The sequence below is a fragment of the Candidatus Latescibacter sp. IFSED24 genome (assembly GCF_058273205.1).
The window spans coordinates 4,378,454-4,396,272 of the sequence record NZ_CM177850.1; the positions used below are offsets into that span (position 1 = coordinate 4,378,454).

The 17,819-nt window shown below is 67.9% G+C and carries 16 protein-coding genes; 15 read left to right on the forward strand and 1 reads right to left on the reverse strand.

Annotated features, from left to right (window positions below; genetic code table 11):
- Positions 1–63 precede the first annotated feature (63 nt).
- The 10 genes from trhA (at position 64) to IFSED24_RS17505 (ending at position 10,376) form a co-directional block, all read left to right on the forward strand.
- Positions 64–720 carry a PAQR family membrane homeostasis protein TrhA gene (trhA, locus tag IFSED24_RS17460; RefSeq protein ID WP_491332764.1) on the forward strand — a complete coding sequence of 219 codons (657 nt, stop codon included), beginning with the start codon at positions 64–66 and terminating at the stop codon, positions 718–720.
- Positions 721–800: 80 nt separating this feature from the next.
- Positions 801–1,004, forward strand: coding sequence for a hypothetical protein (locus IFSED24_RS17465; protein WP_491332765.1), 204 nt, complete (start codon positions 801–803; stop codon positions 1,002–1,004).
- Positions 1,005–1,062: 58 nt separating this feature from the next.
- Positions 1,063–2,343 (forward strand): rhodanese-like domain-containing protein, encoded by a 1,281-nt coding sequence (locus tag IFSED24_RS17470; protein ID WP_491332766.1) that lies wholly within the window; start codon positions 1,063–1,065, stop codon positions 2,341–2,343.
- 499 nt (positions 2,344–2,842) lie between these two features.
- Positions 2,843–4,051 (forward strand): KamA family radical SAM protein, encoded by a 1,209-nt coding sequence (locus IFSED24_RS17475; protein ID WP_491332767.1) that lies wholly within the window; start codon positions 2,843–2,845, stop codon positions 4,049–4,051.
- Positions 4,048–5,088, forward strand: a complete 1,041-nt coding sequence (locus tag IFSED24_RS17480) for a D-alanine--D-alanine ligase family protein (protein WP_491332768.1) — start codon at positions 4,048–4,050, stop codon at positions 5,086–5,088. The genes IFSED24_RS17475 and IFSED24_RS17480 overlap by 4 nt, the downstream gene beginning before the upstream one ends.
- On the forward strand, positions 5,039–6,052 hold the full coding sequence (locus IFSED24_RS17485) for a D-alanine--D-alanine ligase family protein (RefSeq protein WP_491332769.1): 1,014 nt from the start codon (positions 5,039–5,041) through the stop codon (positions 6,050–6,052). Before IFSED24_RS17480 ends, IFSED24_RS17485 begins: the two co-directional genes overlap by 50 nt.
- 4 nt (positions 6,053–6,056) lie before the next feature.
- Positions 6,057–7,796 (forward strand): acetylpolyamine amidohydrolase, encoded by a 1,740-nt coding sequence (locus IFSED24_RS17490; RefSeq protein WP_491332770.1) that lies wholly within the window; start codon positions 6,057–6,059, stop codon positions 7,794–7,796.
- Complete coding sequence (locus tag IFSED24_RS17495) at positions 7,793–8,305, forward strand: GNAT family N-acetyltransferase (protein WP_491332771.1); 513 nt, start codon at positions 7,793–7,795, stop codon at positions 8,303–8,305. The genes IFSED24_RS17490 and IFSED24_RS17495 overlap by 4 nt, the downstream gene beginning before the upstream one ends.
- A 125-nt stretch (positions 8,306–8,430) precedes the next feature.
- Positions 8,431–9,648 (forward strand): poly(ethylene terephthalate) hydrolase family protein, encoded by a 1,218-nt coding sequence (locus IFSED24_RS17500; protein ID WP_491332772.1) that lies wholly within the window; start codon positions 8,431–8,433, stop codon positions 9,646–9,648.
- A 107-nt stretch (positions 9,649–9,755) separates the two neighbouring features.
- Positions 9,756–10,376: a hypothetical protein gene (locus IFSED24_RS17505; protein ID WP_491332773.1), complete on the forward strand. Its 621-nt coding sequence runs from the start codon at positions 9,756–9,758 to the stop codon at positions 10,374–10,376.
- 14 nt (positions 10,377–10,390) lie between these two features.
- Here IFSED24_RS17505 and IFSED24_RS17510 read toward each other — a convergent pair whose 3' ends face one another.
- On the reverse strand, positions 10,391–12,823 hold the full coding sequence (locus IFSED24_RS17510; RefSeq protein ID WP_491332774.1) for an ATP-dependent Clp protease ATP-binding subunit: 2,433 nt from the start codon (positions 12,821–12,823) through the stop codon (positions 10,391–10,393).
- 253 nt (positions 12,824–13,076) lie between these two features.
- Between IFSED24_RS17510 and IFSED24_RS17515 the strand changes: the two genes are divergently transcribed.
- The 5 genes from IFSED24_RS17515 to IFSED24_RS17535 all read left to right on the forward strand — a co-directional run bounded on the left by IFSED24_RS17515 (position 13,077) and on the right by IFSED24_RS17535 (position 17,818).
- On the forward strand, positions 13,077–13,529 hold the full coding sequence (locus IFSED24_RS17515; protein WP_491332775.1) for a type VI secretion system contractile sheath small subunit: 453 nt from the start codon (positions 13,077–13,079) through the stop codon (positions 13,527–13,529).
- Positions 13,530–13,543: 14 nt separating this feature from the next.
- Positions 13,544–14,974 carry a hypothetical protein gene (locus IFSED24_RS17520; protein WP_491332776.1) on the forward strand — a complete coding sequence of 477 codons (1,431 nt, stop codon included), beginning with the start codon at positions 13,544–13,546 and terminating at the stop codon, positions 14,972–14,974.
- Between the two features lie 38 nt (positions 14,975–15,012).
- A complete protein-coding gene (gene tssD / locus IFSED24_RS17525) occupies positions 15,013–15,408 on the forward strand; it encodes a type VI secretion system tube protein TssD (RefSeq protein WP_491332777.1) in 396 nt (131 codons plus the stop codon).
- Between the two features lie 64 nt (positions 15,409–15,472).
- Positions 15,473–15,889 carry a type VI secretion system tube protein TssD gene (gene tssD / locus IFSED24_RS17530; RefSeq protein ID WP_491332778.1) on the forward strand — a complete coding sequence of 139 codons (417 nt, stop codon included), beginning with the start codon at positions 15,473–15,475 and terminating at the stop codon, positions 15,887–15,889.
- Positions 15,890–15,994: 105 nt separating this feature from the next.
- Positions 15,995–17,818, forward strand: a complete 1,824-nt coding sequence (locus IFSED24_RS17535; RefSeq protein ID WP_491332779.1) for a type VI secretion system Vgr family protein — start codon at positions 15,995–15,997, stop codon at positions 17,816–17,818.
- The last annotated feature ends 1 nt before the right edge of the window (position 17,819 follow it).

A 17,819-nucleotide genomic window follows, 5' to 3' on the forward strand; every position in this document is an offset into this window, starting at 1 on the left:
GACACGACCAGCTCCTATGATCGCCGACCGAGCGACGAGTTCCCATACTCAGAGGATCCCCACATGCGCGGCGCCTTCCGTCACGATCGCTTCTCCACCGGCGAGGAGATCGCCCACGCCATCACCCACGGCCTGGGCACGCTCCTCAGCGTGGCCTGCCTGGTGGTGATGGTGGTCCTGGCCGCCCAGCGCGGGTCGGCACGGTTGGTGGTGGGCGTCAGCATCTTCGGCGCCACCATGGTGGCGCTCTACGCCTCGTCCACCCTCTACCACGCGCTGACCGAGGGCCGGGCCAAGACAGTGTTCAAGCTGCTCGACCACGGCGCGATCTACTTGCTCATCGCCGGCACCTACACCCCGTTATGCCTCAACGTCCTGGGTGGCGGCTGGGGCTGGACGCTGTTCGGGATCGGCTGGGGCCTGGCGATCCTGGGCATCCTCTACGAGGTGGTGCTGCGCCGGCCCTGGAAGCGGCTCTCGCTGATCTTCTACCTGGCGCTGGGCTGGCTGGTGGCCATCGCGGTCAAGCCGCTCATGGCGGAATTGCCGGCGGCGGCGTTGTGGCTGCTCTTGCTCGGCGGAGTGTCCTACAGCGCGGGGGCCGTGTTCTACGCGTGGCGGGCGTTCCCTTACCACCACGCGCTGTGGCACCTCTTCGTCCTTGGCGGGACGGCGCTGCACTGCATCTGCGTGCTCAGGTACGTGGTGCTGCCGGCCTGAGGCTTCCCCACGGCCTCCTGGATATGGTACCCTTCAAGGCCAAGTTCAATGCCGGACCTCGAACGCCTGGAGGGACGCTCGTGAGGATCCTGCTCGCCCTGTTCATCGTGGCTCTGGCGCTGCCAGCCGCCGCCCAGATCCTGGACGCCACCCGCCCCGCGCGCGTCCTCGGCCCCAGCGCGAGCCCCGCGCCCGACTACCTGCTCACGTTGGACGGTCTGGAACCCGGTCCGGTGACCGTGGAGTTGAAGACCTGGAGCGCCGTGCGCGCGCTCTACCGCTGATCCTGACCGGCGCCGACCGGCGGCGTCCTCACACACCCCTGAGGGAGAAGGGTTCACCATGCCGAAGCATCAACGATTCTCGATCCTGGTCCTCAGCCTGGCGCTGGCAGCGGCCGCGCCGCTCACGGCGACCGGTGCCGACCGTGATCCCAGTGAGGCCTTCGTGGCCATGGCCGCGGCGGGGAGCGCCTACCTCAACGATAACACCCAGTGCCCGGGCCTCGTCAGCGCCGCCTCGCTCCACGACAACCTCGACGACTACACCGTGATCGACCTGCGGACCACCATGGCCTACGAGGCCGGCCACATCCCGGGGGCCTACCACAGCTCGCTGTCGACCCTGCTCGACGACCTGGCCACCACGATCCCCAACGACAAGCCCTACGTCCTGGCCTGCTACAGCGGCCAGTCCTCCGGCCACGCCAAGATCGCCATGGAGCTGATGGGTTACGACCAGGTCCACAGCCTGCTCTTCGGCATGGCGGCGTGGCACTCCTCGCTGTCCGGGCCCTGGAACAGCCACTGCGCGGACAACCTGGCCGTCGTCGAGGTCGAGGACCAGAACGGGAACCTGGTGGAGCAGGAGTTTCCCGTCCTGGAGGGTGATCCGGAGACCATCGTCGAGGAGCGCGTGGCCCAGATGCTGGCCTCCGGGTTCCGGGGCACCTATTTCACGAACATCGAGGACAACCTGGACGACTACTTCATCATCAACTACTTCGGGCAGGACGACTACCTGGGCCAGGGGACCAGCGGCGTTCCCGGCCACATCCCGGGCGCCTTCCAGTTCACGCCGTACCAGAGCCTGGGGATCGACGAGATGCTCGGCTATCTCCCGACCGACCAGCCGGTGGTGGTCTACGGCTGGACCGGCCAGCACACGTCCCAGGTGGCGGCCTACCTGACCATGCTGGGCTACGAGGCCTACAGCCTGAACTACGGCGTCAACAACCTGTTCTACTCCGATCTCCTGGCGCATAAGTGGATCCCGGAGTCGGTGGTCGACAGGCCGCTGGAGACAGGCGGCGGGCCCACGGCGGTGCCTGATGTCGACCGCGCGACCGTGGCCAGCCTGGGCAACCACCCGAACCCATTCAACCCAGCCACCACCATCGCCTATCGCCTGACCCGGTCGGCCCGGGTCACCCTGCGGATCTACGATCTGTCGGGGCGGCTGGTTTACGAGCTGGCCGGCGGGGTGGAGCAGTCGGCGGGACCGCACGAGGCGGTCTGGCACGGACGGAACTTGGCGGGGCGCATGGTCGCCTCGGGGACCTACGTCTACCGGCTGGAGGCTGGTGGCCAGGCCGAGTGCCGGCGCCTGACACTCCTGAAGTAATCCGCTCTGATGCCCCATTCCGGCCCGGTCGTCACGTCTGCGAGGACTCGGCGACCGGGCCGCACCCGGGACCCTGGGCCTCAAACCTGGATCGATTCCCCCCCACGATTCTCGGCCGGTCTTTTCCTGCCCGGGTAAATTTCTGAGCCCCCTTTCGTTTCCAAGTTGACAGCTGGGGAATTAGACCTAGATTCACGGCGCCACCACGGAAGAACCCGGCCGGGCCTCGCCCGGGCGGCGGGGCTTTCGACGATTGTCGGCAGGCACCGGCGGGGGTGGCCCGCTGGACCGCTCTCGCGCGAGCCGCCAGCCGTAGATCCGGAGCCCTCGCGCAGGGCGGGCCCTGAGTTCTTCAAGATGTGGAGGTGGACCGATGCCAATGGGTCCTCTCGCTGCTCGTGCCGTTGCGGTGCGTTCTCTTCCGCCTTTTTTCGCGCAGGAGGTGACGTCGGATCAAGCCGACGAACCTCCGGTCCGGTCCGGCCAACGATCTGACGAGGTGCCCGAACCGCATCCCGCCGAACCCCCGTTACCCCCTTACTTCCTGTCTACCAGGCCGCCCCGGATCGGTGCGCTCACCCGGGCCTTCCGGCGTCGCCACTTCGCCGACGCCACCGATGCCGAGTGGCACGACTGGCGCTGGCAGCTGCGCCACCGGATCCGCACCCTCGAGCAGCTCGAGCGCATGGTCTCGCTCGCCGACGAGGAGCGACGCGCCCTGACCCAAGGCGGCTCGCTGCTGCCGTTCGCCGTGACGCCCTACTACATGAGCCTGGTCGATCCCGACGATGCGCAGCAGGCGCTACGGCGCACCGTGATCCCCGTACAGTCGGAGTTCCTGCGCACCTACGGCGAGGCCGACGACCCCCTCGGCGAGGACGGCCACAGTCCGGTCGAGGGCGTGGTGCACCGCTATCCCGACCGCGTACTCTTCCTGGTGCACGACTACTGCTCCACCTTCTGCCGCTACTGCACGCGCTCGCGCGTGGTGGGCCAGGGCGAACTGCGCCCCGACCGCCAACGCCTCCAGGCGGGCCTCGACTACATCCGCAGCCACCCCGAGATCCGCGACGTGCTGCTCTCGGGCGGCGACCCCTTGACCCTGGCTGACGACAAGCTCGACTGGATCCTGGGCGAGCTGCGCCGCATCCCGCACGTCCAGTTCGTGCGCATGGGCACCAAGGTGCCCAGCGTGCTGCCCCAGCGCATCACGCCGGAGCTCGTGCGGATGCTGCGCAAGCATCATCCGCTGTTCCTCAGCATCCACTTCACCCACCCGGACGAGTGCACGCCCGAGGCGGTTCGGGCCTGCCGCCGTCTGGCCGACGCGGGCATCCCGCTCGGTTCGCAGACCGTGCTATTGCGCGGGGTGAACGACGATGTCGCGGTCATGAAGCAGCTCATGCACCGGTTGCTCATGATGCGTGTGCGCCCCTACTACCTCTACCAGTGCGACCCCATCTCGGGCTCGGCCCACTTCCGGACAAGCGTGGCCCGCGGGCTGGAGATCATCCGCGGCCTGCGCGGCTGGACCACCGGCTACGCCGTGCCCACCTACGTCATCGACGCTCCCGGCGGCGGCGGCAAGATCCCGCTGCAGCCCGATTACCTGGCCGGCCGCGACGGCGACGACCTGTTGCTGCGCAGCTACACCGGCGAGGTGTTCCGCTATCCCGACCCCGAGTTCGACCTGGAGGTGGCGCGATGAAGATCGGCCTCTGCTACGACCTGCGCGACGAGTACCTCGCCATGGGCTACAGCGAGGAGGAGACCGCGGAGTTCGACCGCCTCTCCACCATCGAGGCCATCGAGGGTTCCCTGCAGCGCCTCGGCCACACGACCGATCGGATCGGCCATGCGCGCCAGCTCATGCAGCGCCTGGTGGCGGGCGACCGCTGGGACCTGGTCTTCAACATCGCCGAGGGTCTGCGCGGGGTCGGGCGCGAAGCGCAGATCCCGTGCATCCTCGACGTCTACCACATCCCCTACACCTTCAGCGATCCCCTGGTCATGGCGCTCAGCCTGCACAAGGGCTTGACCAAGCGGGTGCTGCGCGACGGCGGCCTGCCGACTCCGGACTTCCTGGTGGTCGAGACCCTGTCCGACCTCGCGGACTGCCAGCTGCCGTTCCCGCTGTTCGCCAAGCCGGTCGCCGAGGGCACGGGCAAGGGGATCGACGGTCGGTCGGTGCTCGACACGCCCGACGAACTGCAGCGGCGCTGCGCCCTGCTGCTCGAGCGCTACCAGCAGCCGGTGCTGGTGGAGCGCTACCTCTCGGGCCGCGAGTTCACCGTGGGCATCGCCGGCACCGGAGCCAGGGCGGAGGTGCTCGGCACGCTCGAGGTGGTGCTGCGCGAGGGGGCCGAGCCCGGCGCCTACGGCTACGAGAACAAGGAACGCTGCGAGGACCTGGTGACCTACCGTCCGGTCGCCAACGACGATCCGCTGGTCCTGGTGTCGGAGTCGCTGGCGCTGGCCGCCTGGAGGCTGCTGGGCTGCCGCGACGCCGGTCGCATCGACCTGCGCGCCGACCAGGACGGGGTACCCCAGATCATGGAGCTCAATCCCCTGGCCGGCCTGCATCCCGAGCATTCCGACCTGCCGATGATCTGCACCGCGATGGGCATGGCCTACGACGACCTGATGGCGCGCATCGTGGCCTCGGCCAGCGAGCGCGTGGAGGAGGTGACCGGCCGTGAAGACCTGGGTGTTGCACAACCGCATCTCGCCGCAAGCGGGGCCTGACGCGCAGGACGTGCTGGTGCAGGCGGAGGCGGTGGCCGCGGCGCTGCGGCAGCTCGGCCACGAGGTCCGTATCGCCGATTGCGATCTCGATCTGCAGGACCTGGCCGCGCGGCTGGCCGCCGACCGCCCCGACCTGGTCTTCAACCTGGTGGAGAGCCTCGGCGAGCATGGTCGGCTCATCCACCTGGTACCGGGCCTGCTCGACGCGCTCGGCATCGCGTACGCCGGCTGCCCAGCCGAGGCGATCATGCTGACGTCGCACAAGCTGCTGGCCAAGGGGATCCTGCGGCGGGCGGGCCTGGCCACGCCCGACTGGCTGGTGACGGGCCGCGAGTCAGCGGGCCTGGCCCGCGGCGGTTCGCGGCGTCCCCAGGAGCGCTGGATCATCAAGTCGATCTGGGAGGACGCCTCGCTCGGCATGGGCGACGACGCCGTGGTCGAAGGCGATGCCGACGTGGTGCTGCGGCACCTCGCCGACCGCGCCGGCCGGCCCGGTGCGCCATGGTTCGCCGAGGCGTACATCGAAGGCCGCGAGTTCAACCTGGGCCTGCTCGAGGCCCCCGGCAGCGTGGAACTCCTGCCCCCGGCGGAGATGCTGTTCGAGGACTATCCCGACCACAAGCCGCGCATCGTGGGCTACGCCGCCAAGTGGGATCCCGAGTCCTTCGAGTACGGCCACACCGTGCGCACTTTCGACCTGCCCCTGACGGATACCCCGCTGCTGGCGACGCTCTCGCGGCTGGCCCGCGACTGCTGGACGCTGCTGGGCCTGCGCGGCTGGGCGCGGGTCGACGTGCGGGTGGACGAACATGGCCGGCCCTGGGTGCTGGAGGTCAACGTCAACCCGTGCCTCTCGCCCGACGCGGGCTACGCCGCGGCGCTGGCGCAGGCGTCACTCCCGTTCGAGCGGGCCATCGAGCGCATCGTCGCGGTCTCGCGGCCGCCGGCGTCGGTGGCGAGGTAGCGCCATGTTCCGTGTCCGACGCGTTCCCGACGACGTCCTGCCCGTCAACCGCGACGCCCTCGCCCAGGTGACCGAGATCCTGCGCGAGCAGTTCCCCGACGCGCCCGTCGGCGAGTTCGCGGGCATCGCCGGCAAGCTGCGCGACCCCCTGACCGGACGGTTCCAGGCCATCCTCATGGTGGCCGAGCCGCGCGACGGCGTGGTGCAGGGCTGCGCATTCCTGCTGCACGAACCGCGCCTGCACGCGGTCTATCTCGACTACATCGCCGCGCGCGCCAAGCTCACCAGCCGCGGCATCGGCGGCGCGCTCTACCAGCGCACCCGCGAGGAATCGCTGGCGCTCGGTGCCCGCGCCATCTTCTACGAGTGCATGCCCGATGATCCCACAACAGGACTGGACAAGGCCGAACTGGCCCTCAATCGTGCCCGGTTGCGCTTCTACGAGACCTTCGGCGCCCGCCCGATCGAGGGCAACGATTACACGCTTCCCTACGCTCCCGACGCCGGCGTCATGCCCGTCCTGGTGGCCGATCCCCTCGAGAAGCCCGAGAATCTGCGCCGGCGCTACGTGCGCGAAGTGGTCCGCGCCATCCTCGAGCGGAAGTACGCCCACCTCTGTCCACCGGCCTACGTGAACGAGGTGGTCCGCTCGTTCCGGGACGACCCGGTGCAGTTGCGGGCGCCGCGCTACACCAAGCCCACCGAACCGCGGCCGGCCATCAAGCCTGCCATCGGCGAGCGCATCGCCCTGCTGGTGAACGACCAGCACGACATTCACCACGTCCACGACCGCGGCTACGTCGAGGCGCCGGTGCGCGTGCGCCGGATCCTCGCCGAGATCGAACAGACCGACCTCTGCGAGCGTCTGCAGCCGCGGCAGCGGTCGCTCGATCCGGTGCGCGAGGTGCACGACTCCGACTTCGTCACCTACCTGCACCGCACCTGCCTGGCGCTCACCGCCGACCAGGCCGTCTACCCTTACGTCTTCCCCGTGCGCAACGCCACCCGGCCGCCCACCGACCTCGTCCTGCGCGCCGGCTACTACTGCATCGACACCTTCACCCCGCTCAGCCGCAACGCGTTCCTGGCCGCGCGGCGTGCCGTGGACTGCACCCTGGCCGGCGCCGACGAGATCAGACGCGGCCGCCGCCTCGCCTACGCGCTGGTGCGCCCCCCGGGCCACCACGCCGAACGCCGCGTGTTCGGCGGTTTCTGCTACTTCAACAACGCGGCGGTGGCCGCTCACGAACTGGCGCGGCTAGGCCGCGTGGCGATCCTCGATCTGGACTACCACCACGGCAACGGCCAGCAGGACATCTTCTATGCTCGCGACGACGTGCTGACGATCTCGATCCACGGCCATCCGCGTTTCGCCTACCCCTACTTCACCGGCTTCTCCGATGAGCAGGGCGAGGGCGCGGGCCGCGGCTACAATCTCAACCTGCCCCTGCCCGAGCAGCTCGACGGCGATGGCTACCGCCAGGCCCTGGACCAGGCGCTGTCCCGCATCCGCCGCTTCGCGCCGGCGGTCCTGGTGGTCTGTCTCGGCCTGGATACCGGGCGCGGCGATCCCACCGGCACCTGGTCCCTGGGGGCGAAGGATTTCCACGAGAATGGGCGGCGAGTCGGGGCCCTGGGCCTACCGGTCCTGGTGGTCCAGGAGGGCGGCTACCGCACCCGGACTCTCGGCACCAACGCGCGCAGCTTCCTCGAGGGGCTGCACAGAGGAGCGTTCCAGACATGACCACATCCCCCATTCTCCGGCCGGGTGACCTCGTGCTCCGCGAAGAGGCGCGGCCGGAGGACGAATCGGCGGTCCGCGCCCTGGTGGCCGCCACCGGATTCTTCCGCGACGACGAGGTGGCCATCGCCGGCGAGCTGGTGCAGGAGCGCCTAGCGCGCGGTCCCGCCAGCGGCTACGAGTTCGTGTTCGTCGACCGCCGTGACGAACTGCTCGGCTATGCCTGCTACGGCCTCGTCCCCTGCTCCACCGTGAGCTGGGACCTGTACTGGATCGCCGTGGATCCCGAGCAGCAAGGCGCCGGTCTCGGTGGCCGGATCCTGAAGATGGTGGAGGAGCGGATCCGGGCCCGGGGCGGGGTGGCGCTCTATGCCGAGACCAGCGGCCGGCCGCTCTACCGCCTCACCCGCGCCTTCTACCGTCGCCAGGGTTTCGCGGAGGGGGCGGTATTCGCCGACTTCTACGCGCTGGACGACGACAAGGTGGTCTTCGTCAAGCGGCTGGACGGGTGAGCGGCTCCGGTCCTCGTCCCTGTCCGCCATGGACTGGCCCGGCCGCGGTTTTCGGTCTTTATTGATACACATTCCTGTATCAAGGGGTGGGCGATTTGGACCAGAACACCGCACAGAGCCAGTCCATGGGGGCACGTCCGGACATCCTCGTCCGGACGCTGGTCCTGTTCGCTTGCCTCGCTCCGTCCCTGGCGCTGGCCGCCATGGGCGAGCTCCATCTCGAACTCGTCGATGAGGCGCGGGATGACCGGCCGGTGCCCGCCCTCGTCTGCTATCCCGCCACCCAGCCCGGCGAGGCCACGCCCTTCGCGCCGGATGCTGGTCCCTGCCCCGTCGTCGTCATCGGCCACGCCACCGCCGCAGAGGTGGAGCGCTACCGCTATCTCTGCGCCGCCCTGGTGGCCGATGGCTACATCGTCGCCATGCCCAGGACCGAACCCGATCTGTTCGTGACGGACATGCTGGCCTTCGCCGCGGACATGGGCTTCCTCGCCGACTGGGTCCGGGACATGGGAGCTGCGCCCGGACACCTCTTCACCGGTCGCGTCGCCGACCGTGTCGCCTTCGTGGGCCATTCGTTCGGCGGCGGCGCCGCCGTCCTGGCGGCCGCCGATCATGCCGCCGCCGCGACGGTGATCGGACTGGGTCCCCAGGCAAGGCCCTCGGCGGGCGTGGTGAAGGCCGCCACCCGGGTGACGGTGCCCGCGCTGACCGTGGTCGGCGATCTGGATTGCGTCACTCCCCCGACGGACCATGCCCAGCGGATCCACGACAGCCTGGCCGCGCCCCAACGCTGCCTGGCCGTCCTCCTCGGCGCCGACCACTGCCAGTTCGCGGCTCCGGACGACGAATGCCTGATGGCCCAGGGGGGCTGCATACCACCCGACCTCGACGAGGCCACCCAGCAGGACCTCGCCCTGACGCTGATCAGACCCTGGTTGGAGTGGACTCTCCAAGGCGAGGCGGCCGCGCGCGATCGGTTCCTGGCCGCGCTCGCGTCGGAATCGCTGGTGGACGGCGCGTGCGCCGGGCTGCCCACCTCCGTTCCCTCCGATCCCGGCGGCACCCGGATCCAGCTGGCCGCCGCCGGTCCCAACCCGTTCTTCGCGCGGACCGGCTGGCGACTCGACCTGGCGCGCCCGGCCACCGTCCGGGCCGAGATCGTGGCCCTCGACGGGAGCCGCGTGCGCGTGCTGAGCCGGGGGGCGGTGCCGGCCGGGGTCCTGGACCTGGCCTGGGACGGTCGCGACGGACAGGGGCGGCGGGCCGCCGCGGGCGTGTATCGCCTGCTGCTGCGGGTGGATGCCGCGATGATGGAGCGGCCCGTGGTGTTGCTGCGCTAGGGCCGGGTTCCCTGTCGCCGCCGGAGCTGGTATCATGACAGTACTGGCAGCATGCGACCATGGTCGCCATGCGCCATCACGGATCATCATCCAGCTGGAGGCTCATCATGCGACCCATCGCCCTCCTCGCCCCGCTCGTCCTGCTGGCCGCCACCGCCGCTGCCAATATTCCCGACCTCGCCCTGAGCACCGCCCAGATACCCGACGGTCCCGTCCCTCGCTACCTCATGGTTGCGCCTGACGGCTCCGGCCCCGCGATGACCGGGGCCACGGTCGACGGCGGCGCTACCGTGGACGCGACCATCACCCTCACCCTCGTCGATGGGAATGGCGACCCAGTGTACTTGTATCCTCACGAGGATCTCTGGCTCGAGGACATGGCCGGCGAGCTGGCGTACTGCATGGGGGGGATGAATGCAGACGCCAGTACCGACGTGAATGGCCAGACGACTTTCAGCGGTCCTTTCAACTGCGGCCATCAGAACGCGCCCGGCAATGAGCTACTGGTTTTCGTGGCCGGATCGCCCCTGATCGGACCCGGCCTGCCGGTCCACTTCAACAGCCCCGACCTCAACGGGGATGTCGTTGTCAACCTGACCGACATCGTGCTCTTCGCGATGATGCTGGCCGGAGACTACGACTGGGCCGGGGATCTGAATCACGATGAGATGCTCAACCTGTCGGACATCGTGCTGATGTCCTATGCCGTGGGTGCTGGCTGTCCTTGACCCGCCGGGCGTGATCAGACCAGGGCCAGGACGATATCCCCCTCGCGGGCATCGACTTTCAGTGTCCGGTCTCCGGATCCCTCGGCGGCCAGCAGCAGGTCGGCCAGCGGGTTGATGATCCGCTGGTCGATGGTGCGCCGCACGGGGCGGGCGCCCATGGCCGGGTCGTAACTGAGGCGCGCCAGTTCGGCCATCCCGGCGTCGGTGACCTCGAGGGAGAGATCCTGCATGGCCAGCATCCTGGTCAGCTTCTTCAGCTGCAGCGACACGATCTGCGCGATCTGATCCTCGGTGAAGCTGTGGAACGCCACCAGGGCGTCGAAGCGGTTGACGAACTCGGGGCGCAGGCCCCAGTCCTTGACGAGCTTGCCGCGCAGCTCCTCGATGTCGACCTCCTTGCCGGCCAGGGTCTGCTCGGCGATCCAGGGCCCCTCGAGGTTGCTGGTCATGATGACCACGGTGTTGGCGAAGTCCACCGTGCGTCCCTGGCCGTCGGTCAGGCGACCGTCGTCGAGGACCTGCAGGAAGATGTCGCGGACCTTGGCGTGGGCCTTCTCGATCTCGTCGAAGAGCAGGACCGAGTAGGGCTTGCGGCGGACCGGCTCGGTGAGCTGGCCCCCCTCCTCGTAGCCGACGTAGCCGGGAGGCGCGCCGGTCATGCGCTGCACCGAGTGCTCCTGCATGAACTCGCTCATGTCGAAGCGGATCATGGCCGATTCGTCGGCGAACAGCAGCTCGGCCAGCGCCTTGGCCAGCTCGGTCTTGCCGGTGCCAGTGGGGCCCATGAACATGAAGCTGCCGATGGGCAAGTTGGACTGCTTCAGGCCCGCGCGGTTCTTGCGGATCGACTGGGCCACCGCGGCGACGGGCCCGTCCTGGCCGATGATGCGCTGGTGGAGGAGCGACTCCAGGTTCATGAGCTGCTCGCGCTCGGCGCCCATCATCTTCTGCACGGGGATGCCGGTGCGCAGCGAGACCCGCGCGCTCACCTGTACGCCGTCGACGAATTCGGGCACGGTTTCGCCGGCCGCCAGGACGTGGTTCCGCGCCGCGGGGAAATCGGCGGCGGCCCGGACGAGGTCGGTGTCGACATCGACGCCGCGGGCGGTGAGGCCGCGCAACACGCCGTCGAGGGTGCGCAGCGCCCGGTCGAGGGCCTCGGGATCGTCGGCCAGGGCGTCCCACTTCGTCTCCGTGTCGCGCAGGTTGTTCCAGTATTCCAGGAAGATCCGCGTGTTGCTGGCGCACTCGTCGAGGAGGTCGACGGCCTTGTCCGGCAGGAAGCGGTCGGGGATGTAGCGCTTGGACAGCCGCACCGCGACGTCCAGCGCGTCGGGATCGATCTTCACCCCGTGGTGGTCCTCGTAGCGGTCCTTGACGCCCTCCAGGATCTTCAGGCACACCACGTCGTCCGGTTCGGCCACGTCGATCTTGACGAAGCGGCGCGCGAAGGCGCTGTCCTTCTCGATGTACTTGCGATACTCGCCCGATGTGGTGCAGCCGATCACCCGCAGGGTGCCGCGGGCGAGCGCGGGCTTCAAGAGGTTCGCCGCGTCCATGCCGCCGGCGCCGCCGCCGGCGCTGAGCAGGGTGTGGACCTCGTCCACGAAGAGCAGGGCCCGGCCGGCGGTGGCTTCCAGCTCGGTGATCAGCTTCTTGAGGCGTTCCTCGAACTCACCCTTGTACTTGGCGCCGGCCACCATGGCGGCCAGGTCGAGGGCCAGGACCTGGCTGTCGGCGAGGACCGAGGGCGCCTTGCCCGTGGCGATGGCCAGCGCCAGCCCCTCCACCACCGCGGTCTTGCCCACGCCGGGTTCGCCCACGAGCACGGCGTTGTTCTTGCGCCGCCTGGCGAGCACCTCCACGACCTGAGCAATCTCCGACTCGCGCCCGATCACCGGGTCGAGCTCGCCGGCGCGGGCCTGGGCTGTCAGGTCGGTGCAGAAGGTGAGCAGCGTGCCCATCCCGGGCGCCGCCGCCGCATCGCCGCCGCTGGCGAGCTGGCGGATCCGCTGCCCCTCGCCCAGCGCCTTGACCACCATGGCGCGCTTGATCCCGATCCGTTTGCGCAGCTCGCGTCCGAGGCCGCCGTCCACCGAGAGCAGGGCGATCAAGAGGTGGACGTCTTCCAGCTGCTCGGCCTCGAGGATGCTGCGCTCGGTGTCGGCCAGCTCGAGTGCGCCGGTGAAGGCCTTGTCGGGCCGGGGTTCGAAGACCGGCCGGCTGGCGGATTCCAGGTCCTCGAGCGCCGCGTCCACCGCAGCCCGGAGCGGAGCGATCTCGCGGCCGAGGCTGGTCAGGACGTCGACGCAGCCGCCGTGGTCGGGGACCAGGAGCGAGTAGAGGAGGTGCAACGGTGTGATGTCGGCGTGGCCGCGTTCCTTGGCGATCTCGTTGGCGCGATCGACCGTCTCGGTAACCGTCGGGGACCAGCGACGAGGATTCATGAGACGCTCCCATCGGATTCGGGTATGGCCAGCGGATCGTGAGAGGATTGTATCGGGTCGGTATGGCCGTGTCAAAGCTGGCGAACAGGGTGTAGTCGCAGACGAAACTTCAATATCGACAGTCGATTCTGCGAGTCCTGATTAGGCTGGTCAATATTATCTTGGAAGTGGTATAGTCGGCTGGCAATCCCCATTTCTGCTTCGCGAGCGTCACGACCACACCTGACGGAACTCCAAGGAGGCTTGTCCCGATATGGCGAAACTGAAGCACTTCGGGGCGGATCACATCAAGGAGATCGACGATTCCATGGCTGTCGAGATTCTCGACAGCAATCGGACGATCTATGTCGCCCCCCTGAACGAAGAGGCCGGTGAAGATCCCGAACTGACCCGGTGCCGATCCATGTCCGAGGTCTTCCAGACCTACAAGCCCGCGGCCGAGATCGAGGTCCACAACGACCAGGGCGAGACCGAGATGACCACCATCCGCTTCGGCGCCGTGAAGGATTTCGCGCCCGAATCGGTCATCGCCCAGTGTCCGACCCTCGAGGCCCAGCAGAACGAGAAGCTCGTTCTGGCCGAATTCCTCAAGAACCTCAAGTCCAACGCCACCCTGCGCAAGGCCATGGCCGATCCGCAGCAACGGGAGCAGTTGCTCGGTGGTCTGAAAGCAGCCTTCGACGCCCTCGGTGGGGCTTCCGAGTAAGGAAGGGGATACGGATGAGCGACGATCTGGAGAGGAAAGAAGAGGGAACGCAGCCCGCGCACGCTCCGGCTCCCGAGGCCGCCGGCGAGGTCCTCACCGCCGGAGACTACCAGGCCAGGCTGGAGGCCCTGGGTCGCGGCCCGGCCAAGAAGGCCCTCGACTGGCTGAGCAAGATGATGCCGAAGGGTGTGAGCGAGGGTGTCAAGCTGCCCGCGCTCAGCCTGCTGGATCCCACCAAGGAAGCGGCGTACAAGAGCTTCCAGGAGAAGGCGGAGTTCGCCGAATCGCGCAAGCTGCTCCGGCAGCGGCTGGCAGCCTGGATCCGGTCCATCGAGGCGGCCGAGGATCTCGACGACGTTCACGAGGCGGCGTCCGAACGCGTGGACGCGCTGAGCGAGCTGCTGGAGAAGAATCTCGCGAGCGCGTTCGAGACCATCCGCCCGCTGGAGAAAACCTACCGCGCGGTGAACGGGTTCTTCCTCAACGCGCAGGTCGAACCCGGTACGCCGGTGGATGCCTACTTCTACAACGCTACCTCCGAGCAGCTTCTCGATACCGACGATCCCACGCTGTTCGAGGACCTCGCCGAGAAGATCCGCGAGGAATACAAGTTCTTCAGCCTGAAGAACGTCTACTCCAATCTGGTGATCCCGGGCTGGCCCGGCGGCGTGCCGCAGATCGACCGGCTGGGCAAGCTGGGCGAGCAGTACAAGATGCAGGTGTTCGTCGACACCGACGAGTACGAGTCCTACGACGAGGTGCTCGACAACATGGACCTCTACGAGGGGCTCCGTGCCAGCGTCTCCGAGAAGCAGTACGTCGTGCTGGCCGGCAATCACCTCATGAGCCGCGACAAGCACGCCTTCGAGGACGACCCGCTGTACGTGTCGCCCGCGGCGCACATCGCCGGCCTGGTCTACCAGCTAGACGAGACCATGGGGACCCAGGAGGCGGCGGCCGGCTACGTCAAGGGCGGCATCCAGGGTCCGCTCAAGGCGCGCTACCGCCTGGACCGCGACAAGGTCGCCAAGTTCAAGGACCTGGGCATCGTGCCGGTCGCGGACTGGGAGAGCAAGGTGCGTTGCATGGGGGATTGGAACCTCAGCAGCCAGGAAGGTCTCGATACCTACTCGCGTATCCGGACCGAGGACTGGGTGGTCAAGAACGTCTGCCACTACCTCAACAAGCAGGTCTTCAAGAACATCACGCCCAAGCTGCTCTCGGCAATCCAGCGGGACCTGCGCAAGTTCCTCAACGACATCGTGGGCGACGACAAGGCGCTCGACGCGTTCGAGGTCGAGGTGCGGGCCACCGAGGAACAGAAGGCCCGGCACGAGGTGGATGTCCAGATGAAGCTAGGATTCAAGCAGTCGGTCCACACCTTCAACGTCAAGGTCACCGAGGATAGCGCCGGCAACACTGCCGTCTCGGCCGAGAAGGAGTAGTCCGTCGTCCCACTGTTCCTGGAGAAGGAGGGAGCATTATGGCTCGCCAACCAAAAGTAGAAGTCGACGGGAATGAACTGAAGAACATCGTGGAGGTCCGCTACGGCGTGCGCGCCTCGCTGGACCGCGACGGTGCGCCCACCCGCGGCCTGGAGTGCGACGGGATCATGATCCGCCGCGTCGCCGACGACGCCGTGGATCTGGTGGAATGGGCGTCCAGCGCCGATCAGGCCAATCGCAAGAGCGGCAAGGTCACCTTCACCGACGAGAACGGCCTGCTCATGAAGGAGCTCGAGTGGAAGGGCGGCTACGTGCGTGTGTACGACGTCGAGTACAACGATGCCCGCGACCACGCCGAGGAGGTCGTCTTCATCGAGCCCGAGCAGATCTCGGTCGGCGGCATCGAGCATGATTTCGACTGGAAGAACAAGTAGCCGGTCGACACGAATATGACGGCCAGTTCGCTCGAACTCGCCTAGCTGAATGTCAGGAGGGATCATGGCCAAGCAAGTGGAAGTCGCCATCGATGGGAACCACGTTCCCAACATCCTGGACGTGAAATACGGCCTCGACTGCGCCAAGGACACCAACGGCGCGCCCGTCGACGCCAAGCCGCGCCTCGCCAGCATCATCATCACCCGGCGCTCGGATGCAGCCACCGATTTCTGGGAATGGGCGCTGCATCCCTACGAGGAGGACTTCAAGTCGGGCGCCATCACCTTCTACGATCCGCGCAAGACCGAGAGCGTCATGAAGACCGTGGAATGGACCAATGGCTTCCTGAAGAGCTACACGGAAGTCGTGCCCAACATCGATGACGACCGGAGCGCTCCCCAGGTCGAGATCCTGGAGGTCAGCGCGTCTACCATCGTCATCAACGGCGTGGAGTGGCAGGCCGGCAAGACCTGGTTGTAGGCCGGCGGAATCCGCACATGGTCCGGGTTCACCGGTCGGGCTGGCCCCGGCCGGTGAATTCGCCGTGACCCGAGACGAGCGTCCACTCCCGAGGACTGGTGCGACATGGCTTTCGCCAACATCACCGTCAAGATCGACGGCAACGATCTCGCGGAGCAGAAGATCCGGACCGGCGACATCGTCGTCTCCCAGCCCCTCTGGGGTCATCACTGGTTCAGCGTGGAATGCCTCAGCCTGGTGGCCAAGGACGCCTCGGTGGCCGGTGGGGCGAGCGAGGCCCTCGACGGGTTGCGCCGGACCCTGGGCAAGCCGCTCGAGCTGGAGCTGCGCTGGGGCGACGGTGCCAAGTATCTCTTCCGCGGCATCGTGACCACCGTCAAGGCGTCCCGTCACCATCTGGGCGCCTATGCCGTGGTGGTCGAGGGGCATTCACCGACGGTACAGATGGATGGAGTGCGTCGGAATCGGATCTGGACCGACGCCACCACCAAGGACATCGTGCAGTCCGTCATCGCCGACTACAACGAATTCTGCGAGATGAGCGCGTCGACCTCCCGGACGTATCCGACCACGATCCAGCATGGAGAGACGGACTACGATTTCGTGCTGAGACTCTGCCAGCACGAGCGGCTCTGGGCCTGGTACGACGGCGAGAAGTTCAAGGTCGCGGCCACTCCGGAAGGCGCCAGCCGGAAGCTGAGCCTGCGCGGCAGCGGTGATGGTACCCTGACCAGCTTCGCCGTGAAGCTGGGTGCCCAGCCGGGCAAGTTCCACGCGCGATCCTGGGACCGCACCGGGGACAGCGCCCTGTCCCAGGCCACCGATGAGGTGAGCATCGGTGATGCGCTCCATGATCACGTCCAGGCCGCCGTGAGCGCCAGCGACGACGTGTTCACAGCCCAGGGCGACATCGTGCTCGAACGGCACCCCATCGACGCTTCGGGGCTCGAGGCCGAGTTGAAGGCGCACAAGCACAGCTGGGTCGGCGGGCTGGTCCTGGCCGAGGGGGAGAGCGACGATCCTGGACTCGCGACCGGCGGCCGCCTCGAGGTCGAGGGCATGAGCGCCGCCGACGGTGGCCGCTACATCGTCACCAGCGTCACCCACTTCATCCAGGGCGATGGCTCCGGTTACCGGAACGCCTTCACGGCGGTTCCCGAGGACGGCGCCTATCCGCCCTGCGACCGTCTGCGTCCGCCGGCGCCCTTGCTCTGGGGGGCGCTCGTCCGCGACACCGACGATCCCGAATCGCTGGGGCGGGTCAAGGTGGAGTTCCACCACAGCGTGGCGGCCGGCGCCGGGTCCATGCTCTCGCCCTGGCTGCGGGTGGCGCAGATCCACAGCGGCGATTCCTGGGGTGCGTTCGTGCTGCCCGAGGTCGGCGACGAGGTGATCGTGGCCGCGCTCGACGGCGACCAGGAGGACCTGGTCGTGCTCGGCTCGGTGCCCAACGGCAGCAGCACCGCCAAGATGGGGCCCATCAAGGTGGCCGAGGACGCGGTGGGGGCCGCGGACATGGCCCAGGGGCTGGCCAAGGTGTTCGTCACCAAGAGCGGCAACCAGATCCTGATCAAGGATCAGTCGGGGGCCGAGACCATCGAGATCACCAGCCCGGGGGCCCAGAACCAGATCAGGCTCACGCTCGACGGCGATCCCCGGATCGAGCTGGAGAGCCAGGGCGATGTCTCGATCACGGCCAAGGGCGCCATCAGCCTGAAGAGCGATGCGGACATCACCCTCGATGCCAAGGGGGGGATCGAGCTCAAGAGCGCCGGCGATCTGAAGCTGGACGCCAAGGGCAAGGCCGACCTGAAGGCGGGCATGGCGGCCTCCATCAAGGGCATGGAGGTGAAGATGGAGGGCGGCGGCAAGGTGACCTGCAACCCGGCGGGCGTCGAGGTCAAGGGCACCTTGATCCGGCTCAACTGAG

Excerpts from the sequence above, each read along its gene's own strand:
- trhA (WP_491332764.1), top strand. The coding sequence starts at position 64 with ATGCGCGGCGCCTTCCGTCACGATCGCTTCTCCACCGGCGAGGAGATC.
- IFSED24_RS17470 (WP_491332766.1), top strand. The coding sequence starts at position 1,063 with ATGCCGAAGCATCAACGATTCTCGATCCTGGTCCTCAGCCTGGCGCTG.
- IFSED24_RS17480 (WP_491332768.1), top strand. The coding sequence starts at position 4,048 with ATGAAGATCGGCCTCTGCTACGACCTGCGCGACGAGTACCTCGCCATG.
- IFSED24_RS17490 (WP_491332770.1), top strand. The coding sequence starts at position 6,057 with ATGTTCCGTGTCCGACGCGTTCCCGACGACGTCCTGCCCGTCAACCGC.
- IFSED24_RS17495 (WP_491332771.1), top strand. The coding sequence starts at position 7,793 with ATGACCACATCCCCCATTCTCCGGCCGGGTGACCTCGTGCTCCGCGAA.
- IFSED24_RS17500 (WP_491332772.1), top strand. The coding sequence starts at position 8,431 with ATGGGGGCACGTCCGGACATCCTCGTCCGGACGCTGGTCCTGTTCGCT.
- IFSED24_RS17505 (WP_491332773.1), top strand. The coding sequence starts at position 9,756 with ATGCGACCCATCGCCCTCCTCGCCCCGCTCGTCCTGCTGGCCGCCACC.
- IFSED24_RS17510 (WP_491332774.1), bottom strand. The coding sequence starts at position 12,823 with ATGAATCCTCGTCGCTGGTCCCCGACGGTTACCGAGACGGTCGATCGC.
- IFSED24_RS17515 (WP_491332775.1), top strand. The coding sequence starts at position 13,077 with ATGGCGAAACTGAAGCACTTCGGGGCGGATCACATCAAGGAGATCGAC.
- IFSED24_RS17520 (WP_491332776.1), top strand. The coding sequence starts at position 13,544 with ATGAGCGACGATCTGGAGAGGAAAGAAGAGGGAACGCAGCCCGCGCAC.
- tssD (WP_491332777.1), top strand. The coding sequence starts at position 15,013 with ATGGCTCGCCAACCAAAAGTAGAAGTCGACGGGAATGAACTGAAGAAC.
- tssD (WP_491332778.1), top strand. The coding sequence starts at position 15,473 with ATGGCCAAGCAAGTGGAAGTCGCCATCGATGGGAACCACGTTCCCAAC.
- IFSED24_RS17535 (WP_491332779.1), top strand. The coding sequence starts at position 15,995 with ATGGCTTTCGCCAACATCACCGTCAAGATCGACGGCAACGATCTCGCG.